Raw genomic sequence first — 23,520 nt, 5'->3', positions numbered from 1 at the left:
CACGGACGGTGGTGTCCGACGCGTGTCAGGCCCGTGTCAGCCCGCCCGGCGATCGTCATCGGCACACCAACGGAAGGACAGCCGATGAGCCAGCACGGACTCCCCATGGACCGCGACGCGGGCCCCTTCGACCCGCCGAGCGCGATCACCCGGCTGCGCGGGACCCGCCCGGTCAGCCCGCTGGTGTTCCCCGACGGGCACGAGGGCTGGCTCGTCACCGGCTACGACGAGGTCCGGCAGATGATGGCCGACACGCGGTTCAGCTCGCGGCTGGACCTCGACGTCATCCACGTGCCGTACGAGACGGGCATGCCGGCCGCGACCGAGCCGTCGCCGCAGCTGCCGGGCATGTTCATCGCGATGGACCCGCCGGACCACAGCCGGCTGCGCCGAAAGCTCACCGGCGCCTTCACGGTCAAGCGGATGAAGCAGCTGGAGGAGCACATCGCCGACGTCGTCGAGCGGCAGCTGGACCACCTGGCGCGGCTGGCCCCGCCGGTCGACCTGGTCAAGGAGTTCGCGCTCCCGGTGCCGTCGCTGGTGATCTGCGAACTGCTCGGCGTGCCCTACGCGGATCGGGAGACCTTCCAGGCCAACTCGGCGCAGTTCATGGTCCGGGAGCAGACGCTCGAGGAGAAGATGGGGGCGTACATCGCGCTGAACACCTACCTGACCGAGCTCGTCACGAACAAGCGCGCCGAGCCGGCCGAGGACATCCTTTCCGACCTGGCCCGCCACGACGACCTGACGATCGAGGAGCTGACCGGGGCCGCGTTCCTGATGCTGCTCGCGGGCCACGAAACGACGGCGAACATGCTGTCACTGGGCACGTTCGCGCTGCTGGAGCACCCGGAGCAGGCCGCCGAGCTGCGCGCCGACGCGGAACTGCTGCCCGGCGCGGTGGAGGAGCTGCTGCGCTACCTGTCGGTGGCCGACATCTTCTTCCGCTACGCGACCGAGGACCTCGAACTCGGTGGCGAAACGATCACCAAGGGCTCGACGGTCGTCGTGTCGCTGCTGGCCGCCAACCACGACCCGCGGCGCTTCGAGAACCCGGACACGCTGGACATCCGCCGCAACGCCCGCGGCCTGCTCTCGTTCGGCCACGGCGTCCACCAGTGCCTCGGCCAGCAGCTGGCCCGCATCGAAATGCGCGCCGGCTTCGGCGGGCTGCTGAAGCGGTTCCCGGACCTGGCCCTCGCGGTGCCGGCCGGGGCGGTGAAGCTGCGGACGGACATGAACATCTACGGCGTGCACGAACTGCCGGTCACGTGGACGCCAGGAAGCTGAGCACCGCGTCCCGGCCCGCGTGGCCGCGTTCCCGGTTCTGGATCGAGTGCGACTCGCCGGGCACGATCACCAACGACCCGTGCGGTGCCTGGGCCGCCTCCTCCCGCGCCCACTCCATCGGCGTCGACAGGTCCCGATCACCGTTGAGCAGCAGCACCGGGACGTCCGGGAGCGGACCGGCGGGGTTCGAGCCGGGGCGTTCCGCCGGCCACGGCAGGCAGCTCTGGACGAGCCCCTGCTGCGTCGCCACCCCGGTCGTGTACGGCCAGGTCGCCGACGCCGGCAGGGTGTGCGCGGCCAGCGACAGCAACGGCTGCCGGAGCGGGAGCGGGGTGGCCGCCGAGCCCCACGGGAAGCGCTGGTCCGCGCACAGCGTCGCCGCGTGGAGGCCGGCGCTGAACGAGGCCGGGTCGTCGCCGCCGGACTTGAACGCCGCCAGCAGGGCGTCCAGGCGGGCCGGGGCGCCGCCGCGGGCTTCGTGGAGGGCGCCGATGACGTCGCCCGCCTCCGGGTTGCGGTACGTCGGGTCGAGGAATTCGTACGACACCACCGTGTCGAAGATCCGGACGCCGTCCGCCGTGCCGCGGTGGCGGACCACCCACGCCAGGTCGTCGGCCGGGTCGTAGCCGCAGGCCGGGGCCACCGCGCAGGCCGCGCGCAGGACACGGGCCTCCGCCGTCAGGCCCGTCAGGTACAGCGAAGCCGACGCCGTCGCGTGGTGGGGCAGCACCGAATCGAGGATCACCTTGCTGACGCGGTCCGGGTGCGCGACCGCGTACCGCGCCGCCGTGAACGAGCCGTACGAGACGCCGTCGACCACCAGCTTCGGCACGCCCAGTGCCTGTCGCAGCCGGTCGAAGTCGGCGACGGTCTGGTCGGTCGAATACAGCGGTGCCGTCCGGCCGAGGATGGCCGCGCACTCCCGCACCGCGTCGGCTGACGGCGTCGCGATGTCCGAACTACCCATCTGCGCCTGCAGGCCCGGGCACTGCAGCGCCCCCGACGGTCCGGTGCCGCGCTGGTCGAGCATGACGATCCGGTAGTCCTTCGCGACCTCGGGCAGCCGCTGCTTCGCGATGCGCGTGATCGTGCCGACGCCGCCCTGGCCGGGGCCACCGGTGAGGAACAGCAGCACGCCCTTGGGCGCGGTCACGTTGTCCGCCGTCGCCACCGGGAGGTCGATCGTGCCCGGTACGCGGCCGGTGTGGTCGAGCGGGACGGTCAGGGTCGAGCACGTGAAGCCCGGCTGGCCGGCGCACGGGTGCGGATTCGCCAGCTCCGGTCCTGCGGGACGCGCGTCGGCCACGCCCCCGATGGCGGCGGTCGTCGCCAGGACCAGCCCGGCGGTCAGGATCTTCGAGCGCATACCTGCATCATGCGCACACGCTCGCCGAGCCCGCATACCCCCGAAAGGCTCGTCACGGCCAGAGGCGCTCGCGGACCCAGCCGTCGCTCGTCTTCCGGTACCGCAGGCGGACGTGCCTGCGGTCGTGGCTGGCCTGCCAGAACTCGACGTCGTCCGGGTCGACGAGGTACCGCGTCCAGGTTTCCGGCGCCACGTCCGGGTTCTCCTCGACCCAGCGTTCCGCCTCCGCGGCCGCCGCGTCGAGGTCCGCCGGGTCGTGCAGGACCTGGGACTGGTGCCCGATGTACGCCTCGACGCGGGACGCCGGCGGCCGGGCGAGGAAGTCCGCCGCGGAGACCTCGGGTGCGGCGGGGGAGACCGGGCCGCGCAGCCGGATCTGCCGGCCGCGGCCGGGCCAGAAGAACGTCAACGCGGCACGCGGGTCCTTCCGCAGCTGCAGCCCCTTCGGGCTTTCCGAGCTGGTCGCGACCGCCCACCCAGCGGGCCCGACGTCCTTGAGGATCACCACGCGCGCGTCGGGCGCCCCGTCGGCGTCCACTGTGGACAGTGTGACGGCGTGCGGGGCCAGCACGTGCTCACCCGCTTCGGTCAGCCACTCGACGAACAGCGCCTGCGGGTCCGGCGGCGCCGTTTCCGGCGTGAACACGGGAAGTTCTTCGGGGAACGACGGCCAGCCGCGCAACTGCACCATGTCAGTAACCGTACGGGCCCTGCTGGGGCTGGTGCCCCGGCGGTGGCGGGCCGACGACCGGCGGCGGCGGCACCTGCGGCGCCGGCGCGGGCATCGGCTGCTGCGGCTGCTGTTGCGCCTGCTGCCACTGCACCTGCGCGTAGACCTCGGCGGGCTGCGGGAAGCAGTACGTCAACTTGGCGTTGACCGAGCCCTGCATCGCCGCGCCCCAGAGCTTGCCGCCGACGAACGCGTACAGCTGCCCGGCCGTGAGGTCGACCGCGACCATCCGCGTCTCGCCGCCGAACTGGTTGCCCGACTTCGCCGACGCGGCCTGCGCGGCGTCGGGGTACACCCGCTGGCCGACGAGCCCGGCGATGACCACCGAAGCCGCGGTCCAGCCCACGGTGCCGACCAGGTTCGCGCGGGCGTGCTGCGTGGCGCGGCCGGTGAAGTCGTACAGCGCCGCGGCGGTGACCTCGGGACAGGCGGCCGCGATGACGCAGTAGTTCATGGTCGTCAGCAGCACCGACTCGGTGAACAGCCCGACGACGGCCGTGGTGGGCCCCATCGGCACGGTGTGCAGCCGGCCGCCGGCCCGCTGGATGCGCTCGGCCGTCGCGCCGAGGTACTGCTCGGGGGTGAGCACGCGGCCATCGTCTCACGCCGACGTCAGCCAGCGGTTTCCACACATGCTTCGTGGTTGACTGTCCGCGCTATGCGACGACTCGTACTTCTCGCGCCCGCCGTGGCCCTGCTGGCCGCCTGCAGCCCCTCCGTCGTGACCGGCACCGCGACGCCCAGCCCGCCGTCCGCGTCCACCGCGGCGGGCGTCGGCGGCCTGCCGCCGGACCCCGAGCCGGGTGCGACCGAGGACTGCCCGTACCTCGGGAGCGAGTTCGTGGCCGAGTCGAACGGCCAGCACGTGTCGAAGGTGCGCGTGTCCGCCGACCAGCCGCACCCGGCGTGCTTCTTCTATCGCCCGGACGGGAAGGTCCAGCTCACCGTCCGTGTGTACGTCGGGGACGCCAAAACGGCGACGGCACTGGTCAACAAGGCGGCGCCGGTCGACTCGTCCAACCCGGCGAGCGACCCTTCCGGCTGGAAGGGGGGCTATTTGTCGACCGACGACGGGGCCGTCTACGCGGTCGCGAAGGGGTCGGCGGCGGTCATCGCGACCACGAACCAGAAGCAGAGCGTGAAGGCACGCACAGTGGTCAAGAAGACTATCTCCGCCCTGAAGCTCTAGGTAGCGACCTCCACACGGGTGAGTGATGTTGATCTTGTATTACCCTGTGCGTCACGCGCAGGCTTCGTGGACTCGCGCACCGCAGCCACCGGGGACCCCCACCCCGGGGCGGGGCACCAACTCTGCAAGGACAAAGGACAAGATTCGTGGCTGACACCCTCAAGGAAATCCTGCTCGACTCCAGCCGTCGCCCGGCTGTCGTTTCCGACTTCGAGACCCTCGTGGACGCCGAGGTCTCGGACAAGGGCGGCGTTTCGGGTGCCGTCGTCAAGACCGGCTTCGCCGCGGTCAAGAAGATCAAGCCGGGCATCATCCCCTCGGCCGTCGACACGCTGCTGCCGGACTTCGCGTCCGCGCTCGAGCCGTTCTACGGCGACTACCGCGCCAAGGGCGGCAACGACTTCGGCGCCTACCTGACCAGCCGCTCGGACGAGGCTTCCGACGCGCTGCTGAGCGTCACCGACACGCGCGCGGAGAAGAGCAGCCGCGACAGCATCAAGAAGGTCTACTCGAAGCTGCGCCCGAACGGCAAGAAGAACGTCGAAGAGGCGCTGCCGCGTCTCGGCCAGCTGATCGACAAGCACGCCGCTGCCGTCTGATCGGTTTCCAGGCACGACTGAAGAGGCCCCCGGCTGCACCCCCGGGGGCCTCTTCGCGTCGTCTTCAGTTCTTCTTCTCGGCGGGCGCCGGTGACGGAGCCTTGCCGTTCGCCTGCGGGGTCGGCTTCGCCGCTTCGGCGGGCTTCGGCGCGGGCGGGGTGGCCTTCGGCGGCGCGGGCGCGACCGGCGGCTCCTGCTTCGAGCGGAGGGCGTAGGCGGCGCCGGCGCCGACCACGACCAGGCCGAGCAGCCACGGCCACTTGCGACGGCTGCGGGTGCCCTTCGCGGCCGACTTGGCCTCGGACACGGCCGCGTAGAAGTCCTTCTTCGCCGCCTTGAAGTCCTTCTTGCCGCGGCGCTTCGAGTCGCCGGCCGCCTTCGCGGCCTTGATGGCGGCCTTCTTCGCCTTGCGACCCGGCTTGCGCAGCTCGGACAGGCGCGCGAGCGCCTCCTGGCGAGCGGCCTTCGAGCTCTTCTTGAGCTCCTTGCGGGTCAGTTCCGTCTTCTTCGCGAGCTTCTTCTGCGCGCGCCGCCCCTGCTTGACACCCTCGGTGACGAGTTTGTCGGCGGTCTCGACGGCCTGGGCTGTCGCCCGGGACATGGGCTTCACCTCATCATCATTCGTTTTGACACTGCTCTGTTACCCGTAACCTATCGTGCCCCTTTTCCCGGCGGCGCGCCGCAGATGGCACGATGGCGTCCGTGAAAGCTACGCTGCACACCAACCAGGGTGACATCCACCTGAACCTGTTCCCGGACCACGCGCCGAAGACGGTCGCGAACTTCGTCGGGCTCGCGGAGGGCACCAAGGAGTACACCCAGCCGAACGCGGCGGGCACGGACTCCGGCCCGTTCTACGACGGCTCGATCTTCCACCGGGTCATCGACGGCTTCATGCTGCAGGGCGGCGACCCGACCGGCACCGGCCGCGGCGGCCCGGGCTACAAGTTCGGCGACGAGTTCCACCCGGAGCTGCAGTTCAGCAAGCCGTACCTGCTGGCCATGGCGAACGCCGGGCCCGGCACGAACGGCTCGCAGTTCTTCATCACCGTCGCGCCGACGACCCACCTGAACTTCCGGCACACGATCTTCGGCGAGGTGGCCGACCAGGAGTCGCGCACCGTCGTCGACACGATCGCGCGCACCTCGACCGGCCCGGCGGACCGCCCGCTGACCGACATCGTGATCGAGAAGGTCACGGTCGAGCACTGAGGCTTATTCTGGTTAGGCCGCCACGCCCCGCGCGCGAACCGCAGGTCAGAGCGAAGTCGTGTGGCGGCCGACGGCTGAATAAGCCTCACTGACAGCTGCTTCGCAGGGGTTTCGGTAGGTTGGTGTCATCGTGAACCAACCGCCGAACCCCGCCGCCGAGCAAGCCGCGCTGCCCGGGTGCTGGTGGCACCCGAACCGCCCGACCGGGTTGAGCTGTTCCCGGTGCGGGCGTCCGGCGTGCCCGGATTGTCTCCGCGAAGCCCCCGTCGGCTTCCAGTGCACCGACTGCGTCCACGCAGGCGGCCAGGAGCAGCGCCGTCAGCACCGCGGCTACCAGGAAGCCGGCCTCGGCCAGCGGACGGTCTTCGGCGCGCGGCTCTCGCAGTCGGTGCTCGTCACCCAGGTCATCCTCGCGGTGAACGTCCTGGTCTACCTCTTCACGGTCTTCCAGGCGCAGAGCCTCAACGACAACGACGCCTCGAACGCCTTCCAGCGCGGCAGCCTGTACGTCACCGCGACCCTGGGCCACGGCGAGTGGTGGCGGATCGTGACCAGCGGCTTCCTGCACTACGGGCCGATCCACATCGCGGTCAACATGTTCTCGCTGTGGATGATGGGCCGGGCGCTGGAGCAGGTCTGCGGCCGCGGCCGCTACCTCGCGCTCTACTTCATCTCGATGCTCGGCGCGTCCGCCGCCGTCCTGCTCTTCGACCAGTCGGGGCCGCCGACGGTCGGGGCGTCCGGGGCGCTGTTCGGCCTGATGGGCGCGTACGCCGTGCTCGTGCTGAAGCTGCGGCTGAACCCGACCGGGCTGATCATCACCCTCGCGCTGAACGCGTTCATCACCTTCGGCATCTCGGGCATCTCGATCTGGGCGCACGTCGGCGGCCTGGTAACCGGCGCCCTGGTCACGGTCGCGCTGCTCTACGCCCCGCAGGTCAACCAGGCCCGGTGGCAGGCCATCGGCCTCACGATCATCGCGCTCGCGATCGTCGGCCTGGTGGCGTACGCGGCGAGCCAGTTCGGCACGGCGAGCTGCGGGTTCGTCCCGTACCGGGGCGTCCCGACGTACTTCTGCGCCTAGGCTCGCAGCGTGCTGAGGACGTCCAGGACGTCCCGCGGGTCCTCGCCGAGGTCCAGCCACCCGAAGACGTACAGCTCGTCCTCGTGCTCGATTTCGAGCGTGACGCCGTCGCGGCCCAGCCGGCGGGTGGTGCGCAGCCGGGTGCGGGTCTGCGCCCAGGAGAGCCGGTGCGTGCCGCCCAGCGTCCGGGCGACCAGGCCGTCGGGGCCCGCCGCCAGCCGCGGCCGGACGACGGTGGCGTGCACGGCGAACGCGCCGACGGCCACCGCGGCGAGGGCGAACAGCACCAGCCCGCCGCGGTCGCCGGTCAGCGCGTCGGCCACGACACCGGCCAGCAGCAACGCCGTGACCGCCCACGCCGATACCACAACCGCCTGGCGAGGCGCCCACGAGGTGGGGTAGTTATCCACAGGGGTTATCCACACTGGGGATGAGTCACACTGCTGTAATTCGGCGTCAAGCGGCCGTTCGGAGTAATTGTCAACGCCAGCGCATGGTCATCAGCAGACCCGCGATCATCAGCGCGAACCCGCCGGCGAAGTTCCAGTTGCCCAGGTCGGCCATCCAGGAGATCTTGTCCCCGGCGATGTAGTTGACCAGCAGCCACACCAGTCCCACGAGCATCAGCCCGAACATGGGGATCTTCCAGGCGAGGCCGGTGGGGCCGGCGGCCCGCACCTTCACCGGCGTGCGCCGGTCGGCGGGCGGGGTGTACGCCGTCTTCTTGCGGACCTTGGACTTGGGCATCGTGTGTTCCTCGCGGTGCTCTTCGGGCTCGTCTGGTGGCGATGTCCCGCTGAGGGTGCGCAACCAGCGCCACGTGCACACGTTAACGTAAACGACCGCAGGAAAGCAGCGGCCAGGAGTGGTCGGATTTCCCGGACCGTGACAACGGCGTCACCCAGGTGAACCTTATTCAGCCGTCGGCCGGCGCGAGGGTCACCACAGGTGGCAACGTGCGGTCCGTGGCGCCGTCCTAACCAGAATAAGGTTCAGGCTTCGACGCGGCTTGAGAGGAGCTTGCGTGGCTACGCGCGAAGGACCGGATGACGACCGGCGCAGATACCCCGGTCAGCCCATGCCGCCGCGTCGTCCCGGCCCGGCGCCCCGCGGCCAGCAGCCGCCCCCGCGCGGCCCCCAGGGCCAGCCGCCCCGGCGTCCGCAGGGTCCGCCGCCCCGCCGCTACGCCAGCCCGCCTCCGCCGCCGGGAGCGAACGAAGAGACCGTCATCTTCGCCCCGGTCGGCAAGGGCGGCACGGCGACCAAGGAGAAGCCCGGCCCCGCCCCGCTGGGCAAGGGCGGCGTCGCGATCCGGACCGCCGGCGAAATCCTCATCACGCTCGGCCTGGTCGTGCTGCTGTTCATGGTCTACGAGCTCTACGTGACCGACCTGTTCTCGGCGGGCAAGCAGTCCGAGGCGAGCGACCAGCTCGACGGCGAGTGGGCGCACGACCGCACGCTGCACCCCGAGCTGGTCGACGGCAAGGCGTTCGCCCGCATCCACATCCCCAGCTTCGGCGTCGACTACAACTTCACGATCCAGGAGGGCACCGACGACGCCGCCCTCGAGGTCGGCCCCGGCCACTACAAGGGCACGTCGCTGCCCGGCGAGCCCGGCAACTTCGCCGTGGCCGGCCACCGCGTCGGCAAGGGTGCCCCGTTCAACGACCTGGACAACCTCTCCTCTTGTGACCAGATCGTGATCGAAACCTCCACCGACTTCTACATCTACAAGGTCCTGCCCTACGACGACGAGGTGAAGGACTGGGCCGGGGCCAAGGGCGCCGACCCCAAGTGCAAGGGCGTCTCGACCCTGCGCGACCCGAACGCCGAGGACGGCGGCCCGTACAGCGAGACGGTCGGCCGCAAGGTCGTGCTGCCCAGCAACGGCGCCGCGGTGAACCCGGTCCCGTACAAGGGCGCGGACGTGCTGCCGAAGGCCCAGCAGGCGGCCCTGCTCACGCTCACCACCTGCCACCCCCAGTTCTCCGCCCGCGAGCGGCTCATCATCACGTCGGTGCTGACCCAGCAGGTGCCGAAGAACCAGGTCAAGGACTACGGCGACCTGCTGTCGAAGATCGGGGAAGCCTGATGTACGCCTGGATCTGGCGGAAGCTGCCGGGCCCGTTCGCGGCGAAGCTGACGATCGCGGTCGTGCTGGCGCTCGGCGTGGTGGCGCTGCTGATGTTCGTGGTGTTCCCGTGGCTGGAGCCGCGGCTGTGGTTCAACGAGGTCGCGGTCAACTGACGCGGAACCGCCCGGGGCCGCGGTCCGTTCCCCCTCCAGGGAGAGGGGGGACCGGAGTGAAGACACGTCAGAAGGATCGCCACAACCCGCCGCCGGAAGACCCGTGGAACGAGATCCGGCCGGGTCTCTGGATGGGTGGCCACGTCCGGGCCGGTGAGATCCCGGTCGTGGTCGGGCGCGAGTTCGACCTCGTGCTGAGCCTGTACCAGCGTGCCGGCCACGGCCCGGCACCCGGCGTCGAGCACCACTTCGCCGAGATGCCGGACGGGCCGCTGACCGAGGCGCAGATCGGCGAGGTCGAACGCTTCGCCGGGCTGGCGGCCGAGGCGGTCCGCGCGGGCCGGGCGACCCTGGTCCGCTGCCACGCCGGGCAGAACCGATCCGGTCTGGTCGTCGCCCAGGCGCTGGTCGAACTGGGGATGGACCTGACGGTGGCGATCGCCCTGATCCGGCAGCGGCGCGGACCGGGGGCGCTGAGCAACCAGCTGTTCGTGCAGTACCTGGAAAGCGGCCTGCCGATCGCCCGGCTGCTCAGCGACCTCGGTTCCTGAGCGCTAGCAGTCCCGCAGTTCCGGGCTCTGGTTGAGCAGCTGGCCCCGCGGAGAGACGAACGCCCGGTACCGCTCACCGTCCACTTCGGACTGGCGGAACACCGCCACCCGGTGGCAGTTCTGGAACGCCAGCTTGACGCCGAAGTGCCGTTCGAGGCCGCCGCGGATCGCGTCCGAGGCCAGGGCCCGCAGCAGCTGGCCGCGGGCCGCCTCGCTCGGGGGTGGCGTCTCGTTGTCGGCGAAGCCGGTGCCCTCGGCGTCGGCGATGACGCCGGTGATGACTTCCCAGGCGTAGGGCAGGGATTCCTTGACGCACGCGACGAACTCGGCGTCGGTGACCTCGCCGCGCTCGGCCTTCTCCAGCAGCGCGGGTGACACGTCCAGGGACATCGAACCTCCAGTTTGAGCAGGGCCACCCTCCTGGCTACCGGCCGGGTGGCCCCTTCACAAGAGAAAACGATGATCATCACCACTTTGGCGGAAGGGCTCACTCCCAGCGGAACAACCGGGCCGCCAACGCCGTGCCGAGCACCGCGAACGCGGCGAGCGCGGCCAGCTGCAGCGGCTGCACGCCGGTGCCGACCCAGGTGTCCTGCAGCGGCTGCGGACCCGGCGGGACGTAGTCGCCGATCCGCTGCAGCACGGACGGCAGCAGCGGCCGCGGGAGGTAGACGCCGCCGAAGAACATGATCGGGACGAACGTGACCATCGCCAGGCCGTTCGCGCTCTTGGCCGTGCCCGCGACCGACGCCGTGATCAGGCCGAGCGCGAACGTCGAGACCACGCCGAGCAGCAGCGTCACCACGAACATCAGCGGGTGCTTCGGCAGCGGGACGTCGTAGACGGCGTTGGCCAGGCCGAGCACCAGCGCGATGCCCGCCAGCGCCACCACCACGTGGATCACCAGCTGGGCCACCAGCAGGTTGGCCGGGTGCACCGGGGTCGTGGCGAGCCGGCGCAGCACGCCCTGCTCGCGGTAGGCCGCGACGGCGGCCGGGATCGACTGCAGGGCCAGCATCGCCAGGCTGATGACCACCAGCGACGGCACCCACGCATCGATGAACCGGTAGCCGCCCGCCGCGTCGCTCGGCTTGGTCATGCCCGGGATCGCGCCGACCGCGAGCAGCAGGATCGACGGCAGCAGGACGCCGGCGATCGCCATGAACGGCGACCGGAGGAAGATCTTCGCCTCGGTCGCGGTGATCTTGGTGAAGGTGCTCATCGGGCGCTCCTGGTCAGCGAGACGAATGCATCGTCCAAAGTGGAGGCTCCGGCGGCGGCGCGGAGCTCGGTCGGGGTGCCGGTGGCGACCACGCGGCCGGCGTCGAAGATCGCGACGCGGTCGCACAGGCGCTCGGCCTCGTCCATGAAGTGGGTGACCAGCAGGACCGTCACGCCGGTGGCGCGGACGCCTTCGACGAGCTGCCACGTTTCGCGGCGGGCGTGCGGGTCGAGCCCGGTGGTCAGCTCGTCGAGGATCGCCAGCTCGGGCCGGCCCACCAGCGCCAGCGCGATCGAAACGCGCTGCTTCTGGCCGCCGGACAGCTTCCCGAAGTAGCTGCGGGCGTGGTCGCGCAGGTCCAGCTGGTCGAGCAGGACGTCGATGTCGGCGGGCTGCGGGTAGAAGGACGCGAACAGCTCCAGCGCCTCGCGCACCCGCAGCTTGGCCGGCAGCTGGCTCTCCTGCAGCTGGACGCCGACGCGGCGGGTCAGCTCGGGGTGGTCGGCCGCCGGGTCGAGGCCGAGCACGGAGATCGTGCCGCCGTCGGCGCGGCGCAGGCCCTGGAGGCATTCGACGGTGGTCGTCTTCCCGGCGCCGTTCGTGCCGAGGATGCCGAAGATTTCGCCGCGCTCGACGGTGAACGAAACGCCGTCGACCGCGACCCGGTTGCCGTACTGCTTGCGGAGGTCGGTGACTTCGATGAGTGGCATGGCAATCAAGCTACGAACCGGCGGCCGCGGCCGTAATGACGCTGAAACCCCAGCTCAGGTAGCGTTTTGCTGAAGCCGGGGTGGGGCTGGGCCCACCCCGTTCGTGGGGCTTCGGGCAGTGCGCTCGCGCAGGCGGTTCGGCGAAGATCCCGGGGGAAGGAGGTGCCGGATGACGTACCTGCGTGCGCTTTGCCGAGCGCTGGCGCTGGCCGCGTTCTCGTTGCTCAGCTGGATCGACGTGCTGGTCGAGCTGGTCGCGTTCGGGCTGCTGTGCGGCGGGCTGGTCTTCTTCCTCGGCCCGGCCGTCGTGTGGACGCGCGGCCGGTCGGCGGTGGCGCGGACGCTCGCCGCGCGCTGGTGCGACGTCGAGATCGAGGCGCCCTACCGGCCCGAGCCGCCCGAACCGGTCCGGGAGCGCGACGGCTGGTACCGCGACGGCAACCAGCTCTACAAGCGGGCGTTCTGGATCCGCTGGCAGCACCGCCTGACGTGGGCGCTGGAGGACCCGGCCGCGGGCCGCGAGTTCGGCTGGCAGCTGGTGAACCCGCTGGTCACGCTGCTGCTGCCGGTGGCCGTCCTGCTCGGCGGGCCGCGGGTGCTGCGCGGCTACGGCCGGTGGACGCGCTGGTGGATCGGGCCACGGCCGCCGGCCGAGCCGCGCCGGAACTGGCTGCACCGGCACCTCGAATCGCTCGGTCAGCAGGTGGGCCTGTTCGCGGCTTCGGTGGTGCACTTCGTGTTCTCGATGGTGCAGCTGATCGTCATCGTCGGAGCGCCGCCGCTGGCCGCCCGGGTCGTGTTGTGGAACCGGACGATCACCGACACCCTGCGGCGCGAGGCCGGGAACTGGACGGGCGTGCGGATCGCGCGGCCGTACCTGCCGCCGCCCGCCCTGCCGGTGCCCCGCGCCGACGGGCTCTACCAGGTCGGCAGGCAGTTGTACGAGGACCCGTTCTGGCCGGTCCAGCAGGCCCGGATGCGGTGGATCCTGCGCGACCGGGCCACCTGGCGCGATCTCGCCGGTGGCGTTCTCTGCCCGCTCGTTTCGTTCGTGCTGATCCTGCCGACGGTGGCGCTGGTCGGCCGGGGCGTCATCGGCCTCGGGGCGCTGTGGATCTGGCGGCCGTTCGTGTCGCCGCGCATCGACTGGTTCCCGTTCCCCGCGGTGTCGACGCACCTGGGTGCCCTGGCGCAGACGCCGGTGCTGCTGGCGATGGTCGTCGCCGGGTTGCTGCCGACGACCTGGCTCGCCCGGCAGCAGGCGCTCTTCCTGCGGGTGTGGCTCGGGCCGACCGAGTCGACCCGGCTCGCTCAGCGCGTCGAACGGCTGAAGCAGACCCGGTCCGACGTCACGGTGACGCAGGCGGCGGAGCTGCGCCGGATCGAGCGCGACCTGCACGACGGCATCCAGTCGCGGCTCGTCGCGATGGGCATGAAGCTCGGCGCGGTCGAGGCACTGGTGGACACCGACCCGGCGGCCGCGAAACGGCTGGCGGCGGAGCTGCGGGCGGCGTCGTCGGAAGCGCTCACCGAGCTGCGGGTGCTGATCCGCGGCATCCACCCGCCGGTGTTGTCGGAACGCGGGCTGCTGGACGCCGTCCGTGCGCTGGCCATGGACAGCCCGCTGAAGTCCGAGGTCACCGGCTCGCTGCCGGGACGCGTCGAGGAGCCGGTGGAGGCGTGCGTGTACTTCGCGGTGTCGGAACTGCTGGGCAACGCGGCGAAGCACGGCGCGAAACGGGTGTCGATCGACGTGGCCTTCGCCGACGATGTCCTGACGGTCGTGGTGACCGACGACGGTCCGGGCGGCGCGAACCCGGCCGGGGGTTCGGGACTGCGGGGAATCGAGCGCCGGCTGGGTGGCTTCGACGGTAGGTTGACGCTGACCAGCCCGATCGGCGGCCCGACGAAGGCGACCCTGGAGATCCCGTGTCAGCTCGACCTCGCACCCTCGTCGCCGAAGACCAGTACCTCCTCCGAGACGGCCTGACCCACCTGCTGACCGCACACGGTTTCGACGTCGTCGCGGCGGTCGGCAGCGGTCCGGAGCTGGTGGCCGCTCTGCGCGCGGAACGCCCCGATGTGTCCATTGTGGACGTCCGGATGCCGCCGACGAACACCGACGAGGGCCTGCAGGCCGCGCTGTCAGCCCGCCGGGACATCCCCGGGCTGCCGATCCTCGTGCTGTCCCAGCACGTCGAGCAGCTGTACGCGCGCGAGCTGCTCGCCGACGGCACCGGCGCGATCGGCTACCTGCTGAAGGACCGCGTGTTCAACGCCGAGCAGTTCATCGACGCGGTCCGCCGGGTCGCCGCCGGCGGCACGGTGATGGACCCCGAGGTGATCGCGAAACTGGTGGCGGGCAACGCCTCCGACCCCCTCGCCGCGCTGACCCCGCGCGAGCGCGAGGTCCTGTCGCTGATGGCGGAGGGTTGTTCGAACGCCGCGATCGCCGCGAAGCTGCACTTCAGCGAGGGCGCGGTGGGCAAGCACACGGCGAACATCTTCGCCAAGCTCGACATCGCGGCCTCGGACGACACCAACCGCCGCGTCCTGGCCGTCCTCGCCTACCTCGGCGCGAGCTGAGCCGCAAGACAGCTGGTCTGCCGCGGCTTGTCGTGAGTGGTAAGGCGGGTTCTAACCCGCCTTACCACTCACGAGCCACCTGATCAGCCGCGCGAGACTCGGGTCATCTCGTCGCGCTCGACCACCTTGATGCGCTCGCGGCCCGCCGCCGCACCCAGGGCCTTCTCGTGGGCGTCCAGGCGGCCCCAGCCGTCCCACGTCGTGAACGGGATGCCGCGCGTCTCGAGGAAGTCGAGGATCGCGTCCGGTGACGCGTACTTCGGGGCCGACAGCGTGTCGGCGTCCGCCAGGAGGCTGGCGATCGTCTCGGCCGCGTCGCCCTTCGTGTGGCCGATCAGGCCGATCGGGCCGCGCTTGATCCAGCCCGTCACGTACACGCCCGGCAGCTGGTTCTCGTCCAGGTCCAGCACGCGGCCCGCCTGGTTCGGCACCACGCCTGACACGTGGTCGAACGGCAGCTCCGGCAGGTGCGACGACAGGTAGCCGACCGCCCGGTACACCGCCTGGACGTCCCAGTCGTGGAACTCGCCGGTGCCGCGGACGGAACCGTCGCCGGTCAGTTCGGTCCGTTCGGTGCGCAGGCCGCTCACCCGGCCGTCCGTCCCCAGCACTGAAACCGGCGAGTGGAAGAAGTGCAGGTGCAGCCGTCGCGGGCGGGTGCCCGGCTCGCGGATCGCCCACTCCTGCAGCGTCTTCACGACCATGTCGATCTGCTTGGACGCCCGCAGCGCGGCGACGCTGCCTTCGTCGAACTCGATGTCCTCGGGGTACACGATGACCTCGACGTTCGGCGAGTGGTCCAGCTCCCGCAGCTCCAGCGGGGTGAACTTCGCCTGTGCCGGGCCGCGGCGGCCGAACACGTGCACGTCGGTCACCGGGCTCTGGCGCAGGCCCTGGTAGACGTTGTCCGGGATGTCGGTGGTCAGCAGCTCGTCGGCCGTCTTCGCCAGGATCCGGGCCACGTCCAGTGCGACGTTCCCGACGCCGAGCACCGCGACCGAGGACGCGGTCAGCGGCCAGGTGCGCGGGACGTCCGGGTGGCCGTCGTACCAGGAGACGAAGTCGGCGGCGCCGTGGCTGCCGTCGAGGTCGATGCCCGGGATGTCGAGCGCGCGGTCGGCGGACGCGCCGGTCGAGAAGATCACCGCGTCGTAGAACTCGCGCAGCTCGTCGAGCTTGATGTCGGTGCCGTAGTCGATGTTGCCCAGCAGCCGGACGTTCGGCTTCGAGAGCACCTTCTCCAGCGCCGTGACGATCCCCTTGATGCGCGGGTGGTCGGGCGCGACGCCGTACCGGATCAGCCCGAAGGGCGCGGGCATGCGTTCGAAGAGGTCGATCGTCACGTCGGCGTCGGACTTGTCCAGGATGTCGGCGGCGTAGATCCCGGCCGGACCGGCACCCACCACGGCTACACGAAGAGAACGGCTCACCCGACCCACGGTAAGTTAGGATCACCTAACCTAAAATGTGATTTGGCGTACGGTCCACCAGGTGGGAGCCGGTAAGCTCGGCGCCATGCGCGTTCTCGTCGTCGACAACTACGACAGCTTCGTCTACAACCTGGTCCAGTACCTGGCCCAGCTCGGCGCCGACTGCACGGTCTGGCGCAACGACGTCGTGGACCTCGACCGCGTGCCCGAATTCGACGCCGTGCTTGTCTCTCCCGGCCCGGGCACGCCCGAACGCGCTGGTCAGAGCATGGACGTCATCCGCAAGTGCGCCGAGACGCGCACTCCGATGCTCGGCGTCTGCCTCGGCCACCAGGCCCTCGGGGTCGTCTACGGCGCGACCGTCGACCGCGCGCCCGAGCTGCTCCACGGCAAGACGAGCCAGGTCCGCCACGAAGGCGCCGGCATCCTCAAGGACCTGCCGGAAGAGTTCACGGCCACCCGGTACCACTCCCTGACCGTGGTGCCCGACACGATTTCCGACGACGTCTTCGAGATCACCGGCCGCACCGAGTCCGGCATCGTGATGGGCATGCGCCACCGCGAGCTGCCGCTGGAAGGCGTCCAGTTCCACCCCGAATCGGTGCTCACCGAGGGCGGTCACCGGATGCTGGCGAACTGGCTGGCCGCGGCCGGCCACCCGGTCGATCCGGCCCGGGTCGACGAGCTCGAGCGGGCGACCAAGGCGCTCCAGAAGGCCGCTGTTGCGTGATCCGGCTCGCGGGGGTCGGCAAGCGGTACGGGCGCGGTGACTTCGTCCTCCACGACGTCGACCTGACCGTCGAGCCCGGGCACGTCGTCGGCATCCTCGGCAGCAACGGTTCGGGAAAGTCGACGCTGCTGCGGATCATGGCCGGCGTCTCGCACGCGACCACCGGGACCCTCACCGGCACCCCGCGGATCGGCTACCTCCCGGACCGCTTCCCGGCCGGTCAGCGCATGGGCGCGCGGGCGTACCTGCGGCACATGGCCCGCATCCACGGCCTGGCCGACCTCTCGGTGATCGATCCGCTGCTCGAACGGCTCGCGCTCGTCGGCGGCCCGACGGCCCCGCTGCGCACGCTGTCGAAGGGCAACGCGCAGAAGGTCGGGCTCGCGCAGGCCGTGATGGTCCGCCCCGACCTGCTGATCCTCGACGAGCCGTGGAGCGGGCTCGACGTCGGGACGCACGCGATCCTCGGCGAGCTCGTCGCCGAGACGCGGGCGCGCGGGGCGAGCGTCGTGTTCACCGACCACCGGCCGCAGGTGGTGCACGACCACGCCGACGTCGTCCACCTCATGAACGAAGGCAGGCTGACGGCCGAGAGCGCCGAGCCGACCACCCGGATCGTGCTGCGCGGCGGCGGAAGCGGCTGGGCGGGCGAGCCCGGTGTGCGGCACGCGGTGGTGGAAGGCACGCAGGTGGTGCTCACGGTCGAGATCGCCGCGGTGGACGCGGTGCTGGTGCGCGCGTTGAAGGACGGCTGGTCGGTGCGGGAGGTGGCGCCGTGCTCGCCCTGACGCGGTACTACCTGGCGCTGCTCGGCCATTCGCAGCGGTACCTGCCGGCGTTGCTGGCGTACCTCGCGCTGTGCGTGATCCTCTACGCCGACCCGCATTCGCCGCCGCTGCCGCTGTTCGGCATCAGCGCGGGCGGGTTGCTGGTTGTCTCGTGCTGGCTGACGATCGCCCTGCTCGACATCGAAGACCCGGTGCAGCGCCTGGTGACGTTGAGCCACGCCCGGCAGTGGCGCCGGATGATCACCGGCGCGGTGCTGACGGTGCTGGCCTGCTCCCTGGTCCTCACGGCGATCACCGAAGTGTGGTCGGCGATCAAGTCGTTCAAGGTGCAGCCGTCGGCGCTGGGGATCGGGCTGCTCGCGCACCTCGCGTGCGCGCTGCTGGGGATCGCCATCGCGCTGCCGTGCTCGCGGCTGCTGGTGCACCGCATCGGCTGGACGGTCCTGGCGGCGGTGATCACCCTCGTCGTCGTGCTGCTGGCGAAGATTCCGCTGGTCCACCCGCTGCTGCACGCGCTGACGGACGACGAACCGGTCGGCGGGCCGCTGGTGTTGGCCCTGGTGACGTCGGTGGTGGTGCTGGCCGCCAGCTTCTTCGCCGTTTCGGCTTTGGTTCGCCGGCGCTCCTGACTGCAAATTGCAATCGTCAAATTCTTCACCGGGGTTCCGGCGGGACCGCGCGGCCGACTAAGGTTCGTGGCCTCTCCGGTTCTGCGTGAAGGGAGCTCGGGTGACGGCTGGGATCGTCGCGATCACCGTGCCAAACTCCGAAGGCGAGCTTCCGGAGCTCGCCGCCTGGTTGCGCGGCGAAGACGAACTGCGCGGCCGCGTGCAGGTCTTCGACGCCGTCGTGGTCGGGGTGTCGAGCAACTCCGCGGCGGCTTTCTGCCGTTCGCTGTTCGCGTGGCTGACGCGGGGAGCGGGCAGCGTCTCGCTGAAGGTGAAGCGCTCGGGCGCCGCCGAGGAGCTGCAGCTCGACTGCGGTGCCGCGAGCGACGCCGATCAGGTGCTCGGTGCGGTGCAGGGATTCCTCGACAAAGCGTGACCCAGGAAGGCATCCCACGCCGGGCTTGAGACGGTGAGATGTCCGGCCGCGCGGTCCTTCGTGTCACGGACACCGACGGCCGGACCGGCGAACGCGATCTCGACGCACTCGCCACCGTTGCTGCTGCTGTAGCTGCTCTTGAACCAGATCGGGGACTCGGGGGCTGTCATCACACACCCCTTCAGGTGGCGTTCTACTTGTAGGACTCTGCCACCTTAGCGAGCAACTTGCGGGACGCTTCCGGGTCCAGTGCGGCATCCCGCAGCCGCCCGTAAACGACGCTGTACTGGGTGAACTCCTCCGGCTCCTTGAGGTAGGTCGCGCCGAAGAGGTCCTCCAGGTAGACCGTCGAGAAGTTCTGCTCCTGCAGGCGGAACAGCGAGAAAGCCGACGGCATTGTGATCCGGTCGGGCACCGAGAACGGCAGCACGCGAATCGTGATGTTCGGCCGGTTCGATGCGGTGACCAGGTGCTGCAACTGCTCGCGCATGATCGCCTTGCTGCCCTGAACACGCCGAAGAACCGCTTCGTTGAGCAGCATGTCGAACCGGAGCGATGGTCGGCCGTTGCGTTTCAGCACCGTCTGGCGGCCAAGCCGGGTCTCCACCTGCTTGTCGATCAACCGCGGGTCGGCTTCGGGTTCCCAAGCCAGGATGTTCGACCTCGCGTAAGCCTCGGTCTGGAGCAAGCCGTGCACGCTCTCGACCTGATAGGTGCGGATTTCCGTCGCATCCCACTCCAGCGCGAGGAACCGGCGGAACCAGTCCGGCACCGCGTCACGCTCGGCGGCCTTCCGCCGACGCCGCCGTTTCGGCTGGGCCTCGGCCAGCGCCACCAGGTAATCCCGCTGCTCCGGCGTCGCGCGGTAGAACTCCGCGAGCTTCCGGATGTCCTCCGGATCCGCGGTCTGGTTGCCGTTCTCCAGCTTCGAGAGCTTCGGCGTGTGCGCGTTGATCGCCGCGCACGCCTCCAGCGCGGTGAACCCGGCCTCTTCACGCAGCCGGCGCAGCTCGATGCCCAGCTGCGTCTTCAGCAGCTCGGGATCCGACGGGATATGCATGCGCAGACACTACCAGTTGCTTAAGGAGAAAGTTTCTCGGTAAGGTCTTTCCATGAGCACTGACCGCACACCGTACCAGCGCGTGATCGAGGAGCTGGCCCTCGCCGGAAAGCCCAGGTTGTTCACGGTCTTCGGCACGTCGAACCACCTCGACGGCGCACCCCTGATCGGCTGGGGCATCGAGCTGCAGGACGGCGGCGGTGCCCTCTTCCGGTACAGCGGGCAGCGCTCGATTCACTCGTCCGATACCGCGGAACGGCTGCTGCGCGTCCAGCGGCGGCTCGGGGACGTCGAACTGCGCTGGCTCGACCACTGAAAAGGCCCGCACGGCGAACCGTGCGGGCCTCCTTCACAGCACCTCGGTCAGGGACCGGAGGTCTTCGTCGGCGACGTCGGGAACAACGGCTCCGAGACGTTGACGTTGACCGTCTGGTTCTTGTCGATCATGGTGCCCGGCCGGGGGCTCTGGCCGGTGATCGTGCCCTCCGGCTGCCCGCTCGTCCGGTCCGCCTTCTGGTTCAGCTGGCCGCTCCAGCCCATGCTCTGCAGCTTGGCCTGCGCGTCCTCGAACGTCATCCCGACCAGGCTCGGCATCTGGATCTGCGTCGGCTGGGACTGGTCGGGGCCCGTCGACACGGTCAGCGTGATCGTCTCGCCCACCGCCAGCTGGCCGCCGTTCGGGTTCTGGGTGATGACCGAGTCCTTCGGCACCGTGTCCGACGGCTGCTCGTTCTTCTTCGTCTTCCAGCCCGCGCCCTCGAGCGCCGCCTTGGCCTGCGCGTACGGCTTGCCGGTGAAGTCGGTGACCGTCTTGAGCTGCTTCGACTTGCCCACCGTGATCTTCACGCTGGAGCCTTGATCGACCTCGGTCCCCGAGGCGGGGTTCTGGTTCTGCACCAGGCCGGCCTGGTTCGGGTCGTCGACCTCGATCTCGCCGACGGTCGGGTCGAGCGTCAGCTTCGCGTCCTTCAGCGCCTGCTCGGCTTGGGCGGGCGTCTTGTTCTTCAGGTCCGGCACGCTGGCCTTGCCCGGTGCGACCCCGACCCACAGCGTGATCTTCTGGCTGGTGGCGACCTGCGTCCCGACCGAGGGGTCGATCTTGATGACGCGGTTGATGTCGCCGTCGCCGCACTGCGGGCTGCCGTCGGTCGGCTGGACGCCGCAGGTGACCTGCTTCTGCTCGATCGTGCCGTTGAAACCCTTGCCGTTCAGCGTTTCGCGGGCCTGGGGAACCGTCTGGTGCAGCACGTCCGGGACCGCGACCAGCGTTGCGTCGTTGCCCTTGAACGAGCCCGCCAGCCACATGATCAGCAGCACCGCGCCCAGCACGAACACCGCTGCGACGGCGGCCAGGATCGTGCGGCGACGGCGCTTGGCCCGCGGGTCCTCGTCGTCCGGCTCGGGGTACTCCTCGTAGCGCTGCGGCTGCCGCCGGTCGGCGTTCATCACCTGCGTGCGCTCGTCCTCGGACATCACCATCGGCGCCGCCGGGCGCTGGCCCGACAGGGTGCGCACCAGGTCCGAGCGCATCTCCGCCGCCGACTGGTAGCGGTTCGCCGGGCCCTTGGCCAGCGCCTTCAGCACCACCGCGTCCAGCTCCGGCGCCACCGCCGGGTTCACCGACGACGGCGGGTTCGGGTCCTCCCGGACGTGCTGGTAGGCCACCGCGACCGGGGAGTCACCGGTGAACGGCGGCTCGCCGGTGATGAGCTCGTACAGCACGCAGCCGGCCGCGTAGACGTCCGAACGCGCGTCGACCGACTCGCCGCGGGCCTGCTCCGGCGAGAGGTACTGCGCGGTGCCGATCACCGCGGCCGTCTGGGTCATGGCGGACTGGCCGTCGTGCATCGCGCGCGCGATGCCGAAGTCCATCACCTTGACCGCGCCGTTCTTCGTGATCATCACGTTGGCCGGCTTGACGTCGCGGTGCACGATGCCGTGGCGGTGCGAGAAGTCCAGCGCCGCGCAGACGTCGGCCATGACCTCCATCGCCCGCTTCTGCGACATCGGGCCTTCGGTCTTGACGATGTCGCGCAGCGTCCGGCCTTCGACGTACTCCATGACGATGTACGGCAGCGGCCCGAAATCGGTGTTGGCTTCACCCGTGTCGTAGACCGCGACGATCGCCGGGTGGTTCAGCGCGGCGGCGTTCTGCGCCTCCCGGCGGAAGCGCTCCTGGAACTGCGGGTCCCTGGCGAGGTCGGCACGGAGGATCTTGATCGCGACTTCCCGGCCGAGACGCACGTCGTGGCCGTGGTGGACCTCGGACATGCCTCCGTAGCCGAGCGTTTCGCCCAGCTCGTACCGGTTGGAGAGCAGTCTGGGTGTGCTCATCTCTGGATGCCGTTCCATTCCGTCCAAGGTGTGGTCATGATGCCTTGCCGGCCATCGTCGGTCGTGCCGGGAGTGTCCGCGGGGTAGACGCTCGAGGACTGTTCCGCGGGCACCTGTCTGCCCGGGACCACCTGGCTCTGCGTCTGGGTGTTGTGCGGCGGCGCACCGTTGCCGCCGCCCAGCATCTTGGCCACGAGCACGATCCCCGCCACCAGGACAACGAGCAGGATCGCCGCGAGGAGCGCCCACCAGCCCCACTGCGTCTTCTTCCGGGCCGCGGGCAGCATGACCTGCCGCGGAGCCGGCCGGGACGGCGGGCCGATCGCGACCATCGGGTTCATCGCCGGCGACGGCGGGCCGCCCGGCATCGGCTGCTGCTGCGGGGGAAGCTGCTGCTGCGGGATCGGCACCGGCATCGACGGGGGCGGCGGCTGCTGGGGCACCTGCTGCGGCACCACCGGCTGCTGGCCCGTCGTGTAGGTGGCGTTGACCAGCCCGGACGGCGTCGGCAGCGGCAGCCCGGCGCGGACCGCGGCGACGGCGGAGGCGAACTCGCCGCCGTTGTTGTAGCGCTGCCGCGGGTCCTTGACCAGGGTCGCCTCGATCACCGCACGCGCCGCGGGCGGCACGTCCGGCGGCAGCGGCGGCGCGATGTCGCGGATGTGCATCATCGCGACCGTCACGGCGTTCTCGGACAGGAACGGCCGGTGCCCGGCGAGGCACTCGTACCCGCACACCGCCAGCGAGTAGACGTCGGACGCCGGCTCCGCGGGCTGCCCGAGCGCCTGCTCCGGCGCGATGTAGTGGGCGGTGCCCATGACCATCCCGGACCGGGTGACCGGGGCCGCGTCGGCCGCCTTCGCGACGCCGAAGTCGGTGATCTTCACCTGGCCGGCCGACGTCACGAGGATGTTGCCCGGCTTGACGTCGCGGTGGACCAGGCCGTGCGAGTGCGCCGCCTGCAGCGCGTTGCCCGCCTGCTCCAGCATGTCGAGCGTGAACTCCGCCGACAGCCGCCCGTGCTTGGCCAGCAACCCGGCCAGCGGGTCGCCGTCGACGAGCTCCATCACCAGGTACGCGATCGACAGGTCGCCGTCGAGGATGGTCTCGCCGTAGTCGTGCACCGCGGCGATGCCGGGGTGGTTCAGCGACGCCGTCATCCGCGCTTCCGTGCGGAAGCGGTGGAGGAACTCGGCGTCGCCGGAGAGCTCGGTCTTCAGGATCTTGACGGCGACAGTCCGGTCCAGCCGGGTGTCACTGGCCTGCCAGACCTCGCCCATCCCGCCGACGGCGATCCGGCTCGTCAGCTTGTAGCGATCGGCCAGCAGCTGACCGGAGGACAGCATGC

General features: G+C 70.5%; 29 protein-coding genes. 15 read left to right on the top strand and 14 right to left on the bottom strand.

The window, feature by feature from the left end; translation table 11 throughout:
• The first annotated feature begins 84 nt into the window (after positions 1-84).
• Entirely contained in the window at positions 85-1,290 is a 1,206-nt protein-coding gene (locus OO60_RS06955; protein WP_033261032.1) for a cytochrome P450, read from the top strand.
• Here the strand turns inward: OO60_RS06955 and OO60_RS06950 are convergent.
• Genes OO60_RS06950 through OO60_RS06940 form a run of 3 tightly spaced genes read right to left on the bottom strand, consistent with a single transcriptional unit; the run spans position 1,268 to position 3,975 of the window.
• Complete coding sequence (locus OO60_RS06950) at positions 1,268-2,656, bottom strand: alpha/beta fold hydrolase (RefSeq protein ID WP_003100614.1); 1,389 nt, start codon at positions 2,654-2,656, stop codon at positions 1,268-1,270. The two genes, OO60_RS06955 and OO60_RS06950, sit on opposite strands and share 23 nt — an antisense overlap.
• Before the next feature lie 52 nt (positions 2,657-2,708).
• Complete coding sequence (locus OO60_RS06945) at positions 2,709-3,347, bottom strand: pyridoxine/pyridoxamine 5'-phosphate oxidase (RefSeq protein ID WP_003100616.1); 639 nt, start codon at positions 3,345-3,347, stop codon at positions 2,709-2,711.
• Position 3,348: 1 nt separating this feature from the next.
• Positions 3,349-3,975 (bottom strand): hypothetical protein, encoded by a 627-nt coding sequence (locus OO60_RS06940; RefSeq protein ID WP_003100620.1) that lies wholly within the window; start codon positions 3,973-3,975, stop codon positions 3,349-3,351.
• Positions 3,976-4,044: 69 nt separating this feature from the next.
• Here OO60_RS06940 and OO60_RS06935 point away from each other — a divergent pair, with 69 nt between their 5' ends.
• Together OO60_RS06935 and OO60_RS06930 are read left to right on the top strand one after the other, a co-directional pair.
• Positions 4,045-4,575, top strand: a complete 531-nt coding sequence (locus OO60_RS06935; protein WP_205624228.1) for a DUF2020 domain-containing protein — start codon at positions 4,045-4,047, stop codon at positions 4,573-4,575.
• 146 nt (positions 4,576-4,721) lie between these two features.
• Entirely contained in the window at positions 4,722-5,174 is a 453-nt protein-coding gene (locus tag OO60_RS06930; protein ID WP_003100626.1) for a DUF6918 family protein, read from the top strand.
• Between the two features lie 64 nt (positions 5,175-5,238).
• On the opposite strand, the gene OO60_RS06925 is transcribed toward OO60_RS06930, so the two are convergent.
• A complete protein-coding gene (locus OO60_RS06925; protein WP_003100628.1) occupies positions 5,239-5,775 on the bottom strand; it encodes a hypothetical protein in 537 nt (178 codons plus the stop codon).
• Positions 5,776-5,867: 92 nt separating this feature from the next.
• Here OO60_RS06925 and OO60_RS06920 point away from each other — a divergent pair, with 92 nt between their 5' ends.
• Both OO60_RS06920 and OO60_RS06915 read left to right on the top strand, forming a co-directional pair.
• The gene (locus OO60_RS06920) at positions 5,868-6,386 is read left to right on the top strand and encodes a peptidylprolyl isomerase (protein ID WP_003100629.1); all 519 of its coding nucleotides are present in this window, start codon (positions 5,868-5,870) and stop codon (positions 6,384-6,386) included.
• Between the two features lie 130 nt (positions 6,387-6,516).
• On the top strand, positions 6,517-7,470 hold the full coding sequence (locus OO60_RS06915; RefSeq protein WP_003100633.1) for a rhomboid family intramembrane serine protease: 954 nt from the start codon (positions 6,517-6,519) through the stop codon (positions 7,468-7,470).
• Here OO60_RS06915 and OO60_RS06910 read toward each other — a convergent pair.
• Entirely contained in the window at positions 7,467-7,880 is a 414-nt protein-coding gene (locus tag OO60_RS06910; protein WP_033261031.1) for a PH domain-containing protein, read from the bottom strand. The two genes, OO60_RS06915 and OO60_RS06910, sit on opposite strands and share 4 nt — an antisense overlap.
• A gap of 70 nt (positions 7,881-7,950) precedes the next feature.
• Positions 7,951-8,217: a cell division protein CrgA gene (crgA, locus tag OO60_RS06905; protein WP_033261030.1), complete on the bottom strand. Its 267-nt coding sequence runs from the start codon at positions 8,215-8,217 to the stop codon at positions 7,951-7,953.
• A 331-nt stretch (positions 8,218-8,548) separates the two neighbouring features.
• On the opposite strand from crgA, the gene OO60_RS06900 reads away from it, so the two are divergent.
• From OO60_RS06900 to OO60_RS06895, 3 genes are read left to right on the top strand one after another with little or no spacing between them, the layout of a single operon-like run.
• Positions 8,549-9,562: a class E sortase gene (locus OO60_RS06900; protein ID WP_033261029.1), complete on the top strand. Its 1,014-nt coding sequence runs from the start codon at positions 8,549-8,551 to the stop codon at positions 9,560-9,562.
• Complete coding sequence (locus tag OO60_RS47075) at positions 9,562-9,717, top strand: hypothetical protein (RefSeq protein WP_003079060.1); 156 nt, start codon at positions 9,562-9,564, stop codon at positions 9,715-9,717. Before OO60_RS06900 ends, OO60_RS47075 begins: the two co-directional genes overlap by 1 nt.
• Before the next feature lie 56 nt (positions 9,718-9,773).
• Positions 9,774-10,268: a protein-tyrosine phosphatase family protein gene (locus OO60_RS06895; protein WP_003079057.1), complete on the top strand. Its 495-nt coding sequence runs from the start codon at positions 9,774-9,776 to the stop codon at positions 10,266-10,268.
• 3 nt (positions 10,269-10,271) lie between these two features.
• Here the strand turns inward: OO60_RS06895 and OO60_RS06890 are convergent, their stop codons facing one another.
• From OO60_RS06890 to OO60_RS06880, 3 genes are all read right to left on the bottom strand, one after another.
• Complete coding sequence (locus tag OO60_RS06890; protein WP_003079055.1) at positions 10,272-10,658, bottom strand: SCO5389 family protein; 387 nt, start codon at positions 10,656-10,658, stop codon at positions 10,272-10,274.
• Between the two features lie 97 nt (positions 10,659-10,755).
• Complete coding sequence (locus tag OO60_RS06885) at positions 10,756-11,490, bottom strand: ABC transporter permease (RefSeq protein WP_003079054.1); 735 nt, start codon at positions 11,488-11,490, stop codon at positions 10,756-10,758.
• On the bottom strand, positions 11,487-12,200 hold the full coding sequence (locus OO60_RS06880) for an ABC transporter ATP-binding protein (protein ID WP_003079051.1): 714 nt from the start codon (positions 12,198-12,200) through the stop codon (positions 11,487-11,489). The genes OO60_RS06885 and OO60_RS06880 overlap by 4 nt, the downstream gene beginning before the upstream one ends.
• 169 nt (positions 12,201-12,369) lie before the next feature.
• Here OO60_RS06880 and OO60_RS06875 point away from each other — a divergent pair, with 169 nt between their 5' ends.
• Both OO60_RS06875 and OO60_RS06870 read left to right on the top strand, forming a co-directional pair.
• Positions 12,370-14,190 carry a sensor histidine kinase gene (locus OO60_RS06875; protein WP_003079048.1) on the top strand — a complete coding sequence of 607 codons (1,821 nt, stop codon included), beginning with the start codon at positions 12,370-12,372 and terminating at the stop codon, positions 14,188-14,190.
• Positions 14,130-14,786: a response regulator gene (locus OO60_RS06870; RefSeq protein WP_003079047.1), complete on the top strand. Its 657-nt coding sequence runs from the start codon at positions 14,130-14,132 to the stop codon at positions 14,784-14,786. The genes OO60_RS06875 and OO60_RS06870 overlap by 61 nt, the downstream gene beginning before the upstream one ends.
• An 83-nt stretch (positions 14,787-14,869) precedes the next feature.
• Here the strand turns inward: OO60_RS06870 and OO60_RS06865 are convergent, their stop codons facing one another.
• Complete coding sequence (locus tag OO60_RS06865) at positions 14,870-16,189, bottom strand: FAD-dependent oxidoreductase (RefSeq protein WP_003079044.1); 1,320 nt, start codon at positions 16,187-16,189, stop codon at positions 14,870-14,872.
• A 112-nt stretch (positions 16,190-16,301) separates the two neighbouring features.
• Here OO60_RS06865 and OO60_RS06860 point away from each other — a divergent pair, with 112 nt between their 5' ends.
• The 4 genes from OO60_RS06860 (at position 16,302) to OO60_RS06845 (ending at position 18,778) form a co-directional block, all read left to right on the top strand.
• The gene (locus tag OO60_RS06860; protein ID WP_003079041.1) at positions 16,302-16,946 is read left to right on the top strand and encodes an aminodeoxychorismate/anthranilate synthase component II; all 645 of its coding nucleotides are present in this window, start codon (positions 16,302-16,304) and stop codon (positions 16,944-16,946) included.
• Positions 16,943-17,734 carry an ABC transporter ATP-binding protein gene (locus OO60_RS06855; protein WP_003079038.1) on the top strand — a complete coding sequence of 264 codons (792 nt, stop codon included), beginning with the start codon at positions 16,943-16,945 and terminating at the stop codon, positions 17,732-17,734. The genes OO60_RS06860 and OO60_RS06855 overlap by 4 nt, the downstream gene beginning before the upstream one ends.
• Positions 17,722-18,363 (top strand): hypothetical protein, encoded by a 642-nt coding sequence (locus OO60_RS06850; RefSeq protein ID WP_003079035.1) that lies wholly within the window; start codon positions 17,722-17,724, stop codon positions 18,361-18,363. The genes OO60_RS06855 and OO60_RS06850 overlap by 13 nt, the downstream gene beginning before the upstream one ends.
• A gap of 100 nt (positions 18,364-18,463) precedes the next feature.
• Positions 18,464-18,778: an effector-associated constant component EACC1 gene (locus OO60_RS06845; protein ID WP_003079032.1), complete on the top strand. Its 315-nt coding sequence runs from the start codon at positions 18,464-18,466 to the stop codon at positions 18,776-18,778.
• Here OO60_RS06845 and OO60_RS45375 read toward each other — a convergent pair.
• Both OO60_RS45375 and OO60_RS06840 read right to left on the bottom strand, forming a co-directional pair.
• Positions 18,736-18,948, bottom strand: a complete 213-nt coding sequence (locus OO60_RS45375) for a DUF397 domain-containing protein (RefSeq protein ID WP_003079027.1) — start codon at positions 18,946-18,948, stop codon at positions 18,736-18,738. The genes OO60_RS06845 and OO60_RS45375 overlap by 43 nt on opposite strands.
• Positions 18,949-18,971: 23 nt before the next feature.
• Positions 18,972-19,838, bottom strand: a complete 867-nt coding sequence (locus OO60_RS06840) for a helix-turn-helix domain-containing protein (protein WP_003079023.1) — start codon at positions 19,836-19,838, stop codon at positions 18,972-18,974.
• A 52-nt stretch (positions 19,839-19,890) separates the two neighbouring features.
• Here OO60_RS06840 and OO60_RS06835 point away from each other — a divergent pair, with 52 nt between their 5' ends.
• Positions 19,891-20,154: a hypothetical protein gene (locus OO60_RS06835; RefSeq protein WP_003079019.1), complete on the top strand. Its 264-nt coding sequence runs from the start codon at positions 19,891-19,893 to the stop codon at positions 20,152-20,154.
• Between the two features lie 47 nt (positions 20,155-20,201).
• On the opposite strand, the gene pknB is transcribed toward OO60_RS06835, so the two are convergent.
• Positions 20,202-22,172: a Stk1 family PASTA domain-containing Ser/Thr kinase gene (pknB, locus tag OO60_RS06830; RefSeq protein ID WP_003079017.1), complete on the bottom strand. Its 1,971-nt coding sequence runs from the start codon at positions 22,170-22,172 to the stop codon at positions 20,202-20,204.
• Positions 22,169-23,518, bottom strand: coding sequence for a serine/threonine-protein kinase (locus tag OO60_RS06825; RefSeq protein WP_003079014.1), 1,350 nt, complete (start codon positions 23,516-23,518; stop codon positions 22,169-22,171). The genes pknB and OO60_RS06825 overlap by 4 nt, the downstream gene beginning before the upstream one ends.
• Positions 23,519-23,520 lie beyond the last annotated feature (2 nt).

This window comes from Amycolatopsis vancoresmycina (genome assembly GCF_000716785.1).
Classification (GTDB): domain Bacteria; phylum Actinomycetota; class Actinomycetes; order Mycobacteriales; family Pseudonocardiaceae; genus Amycolatopsis; species Amycolatopsis vancoresmycina.
The sequence above is the reverse complement of the archived record's forward strand: the minus strand, read 5'-3'. Positions and strand labels throughout refer to the sequence as shown.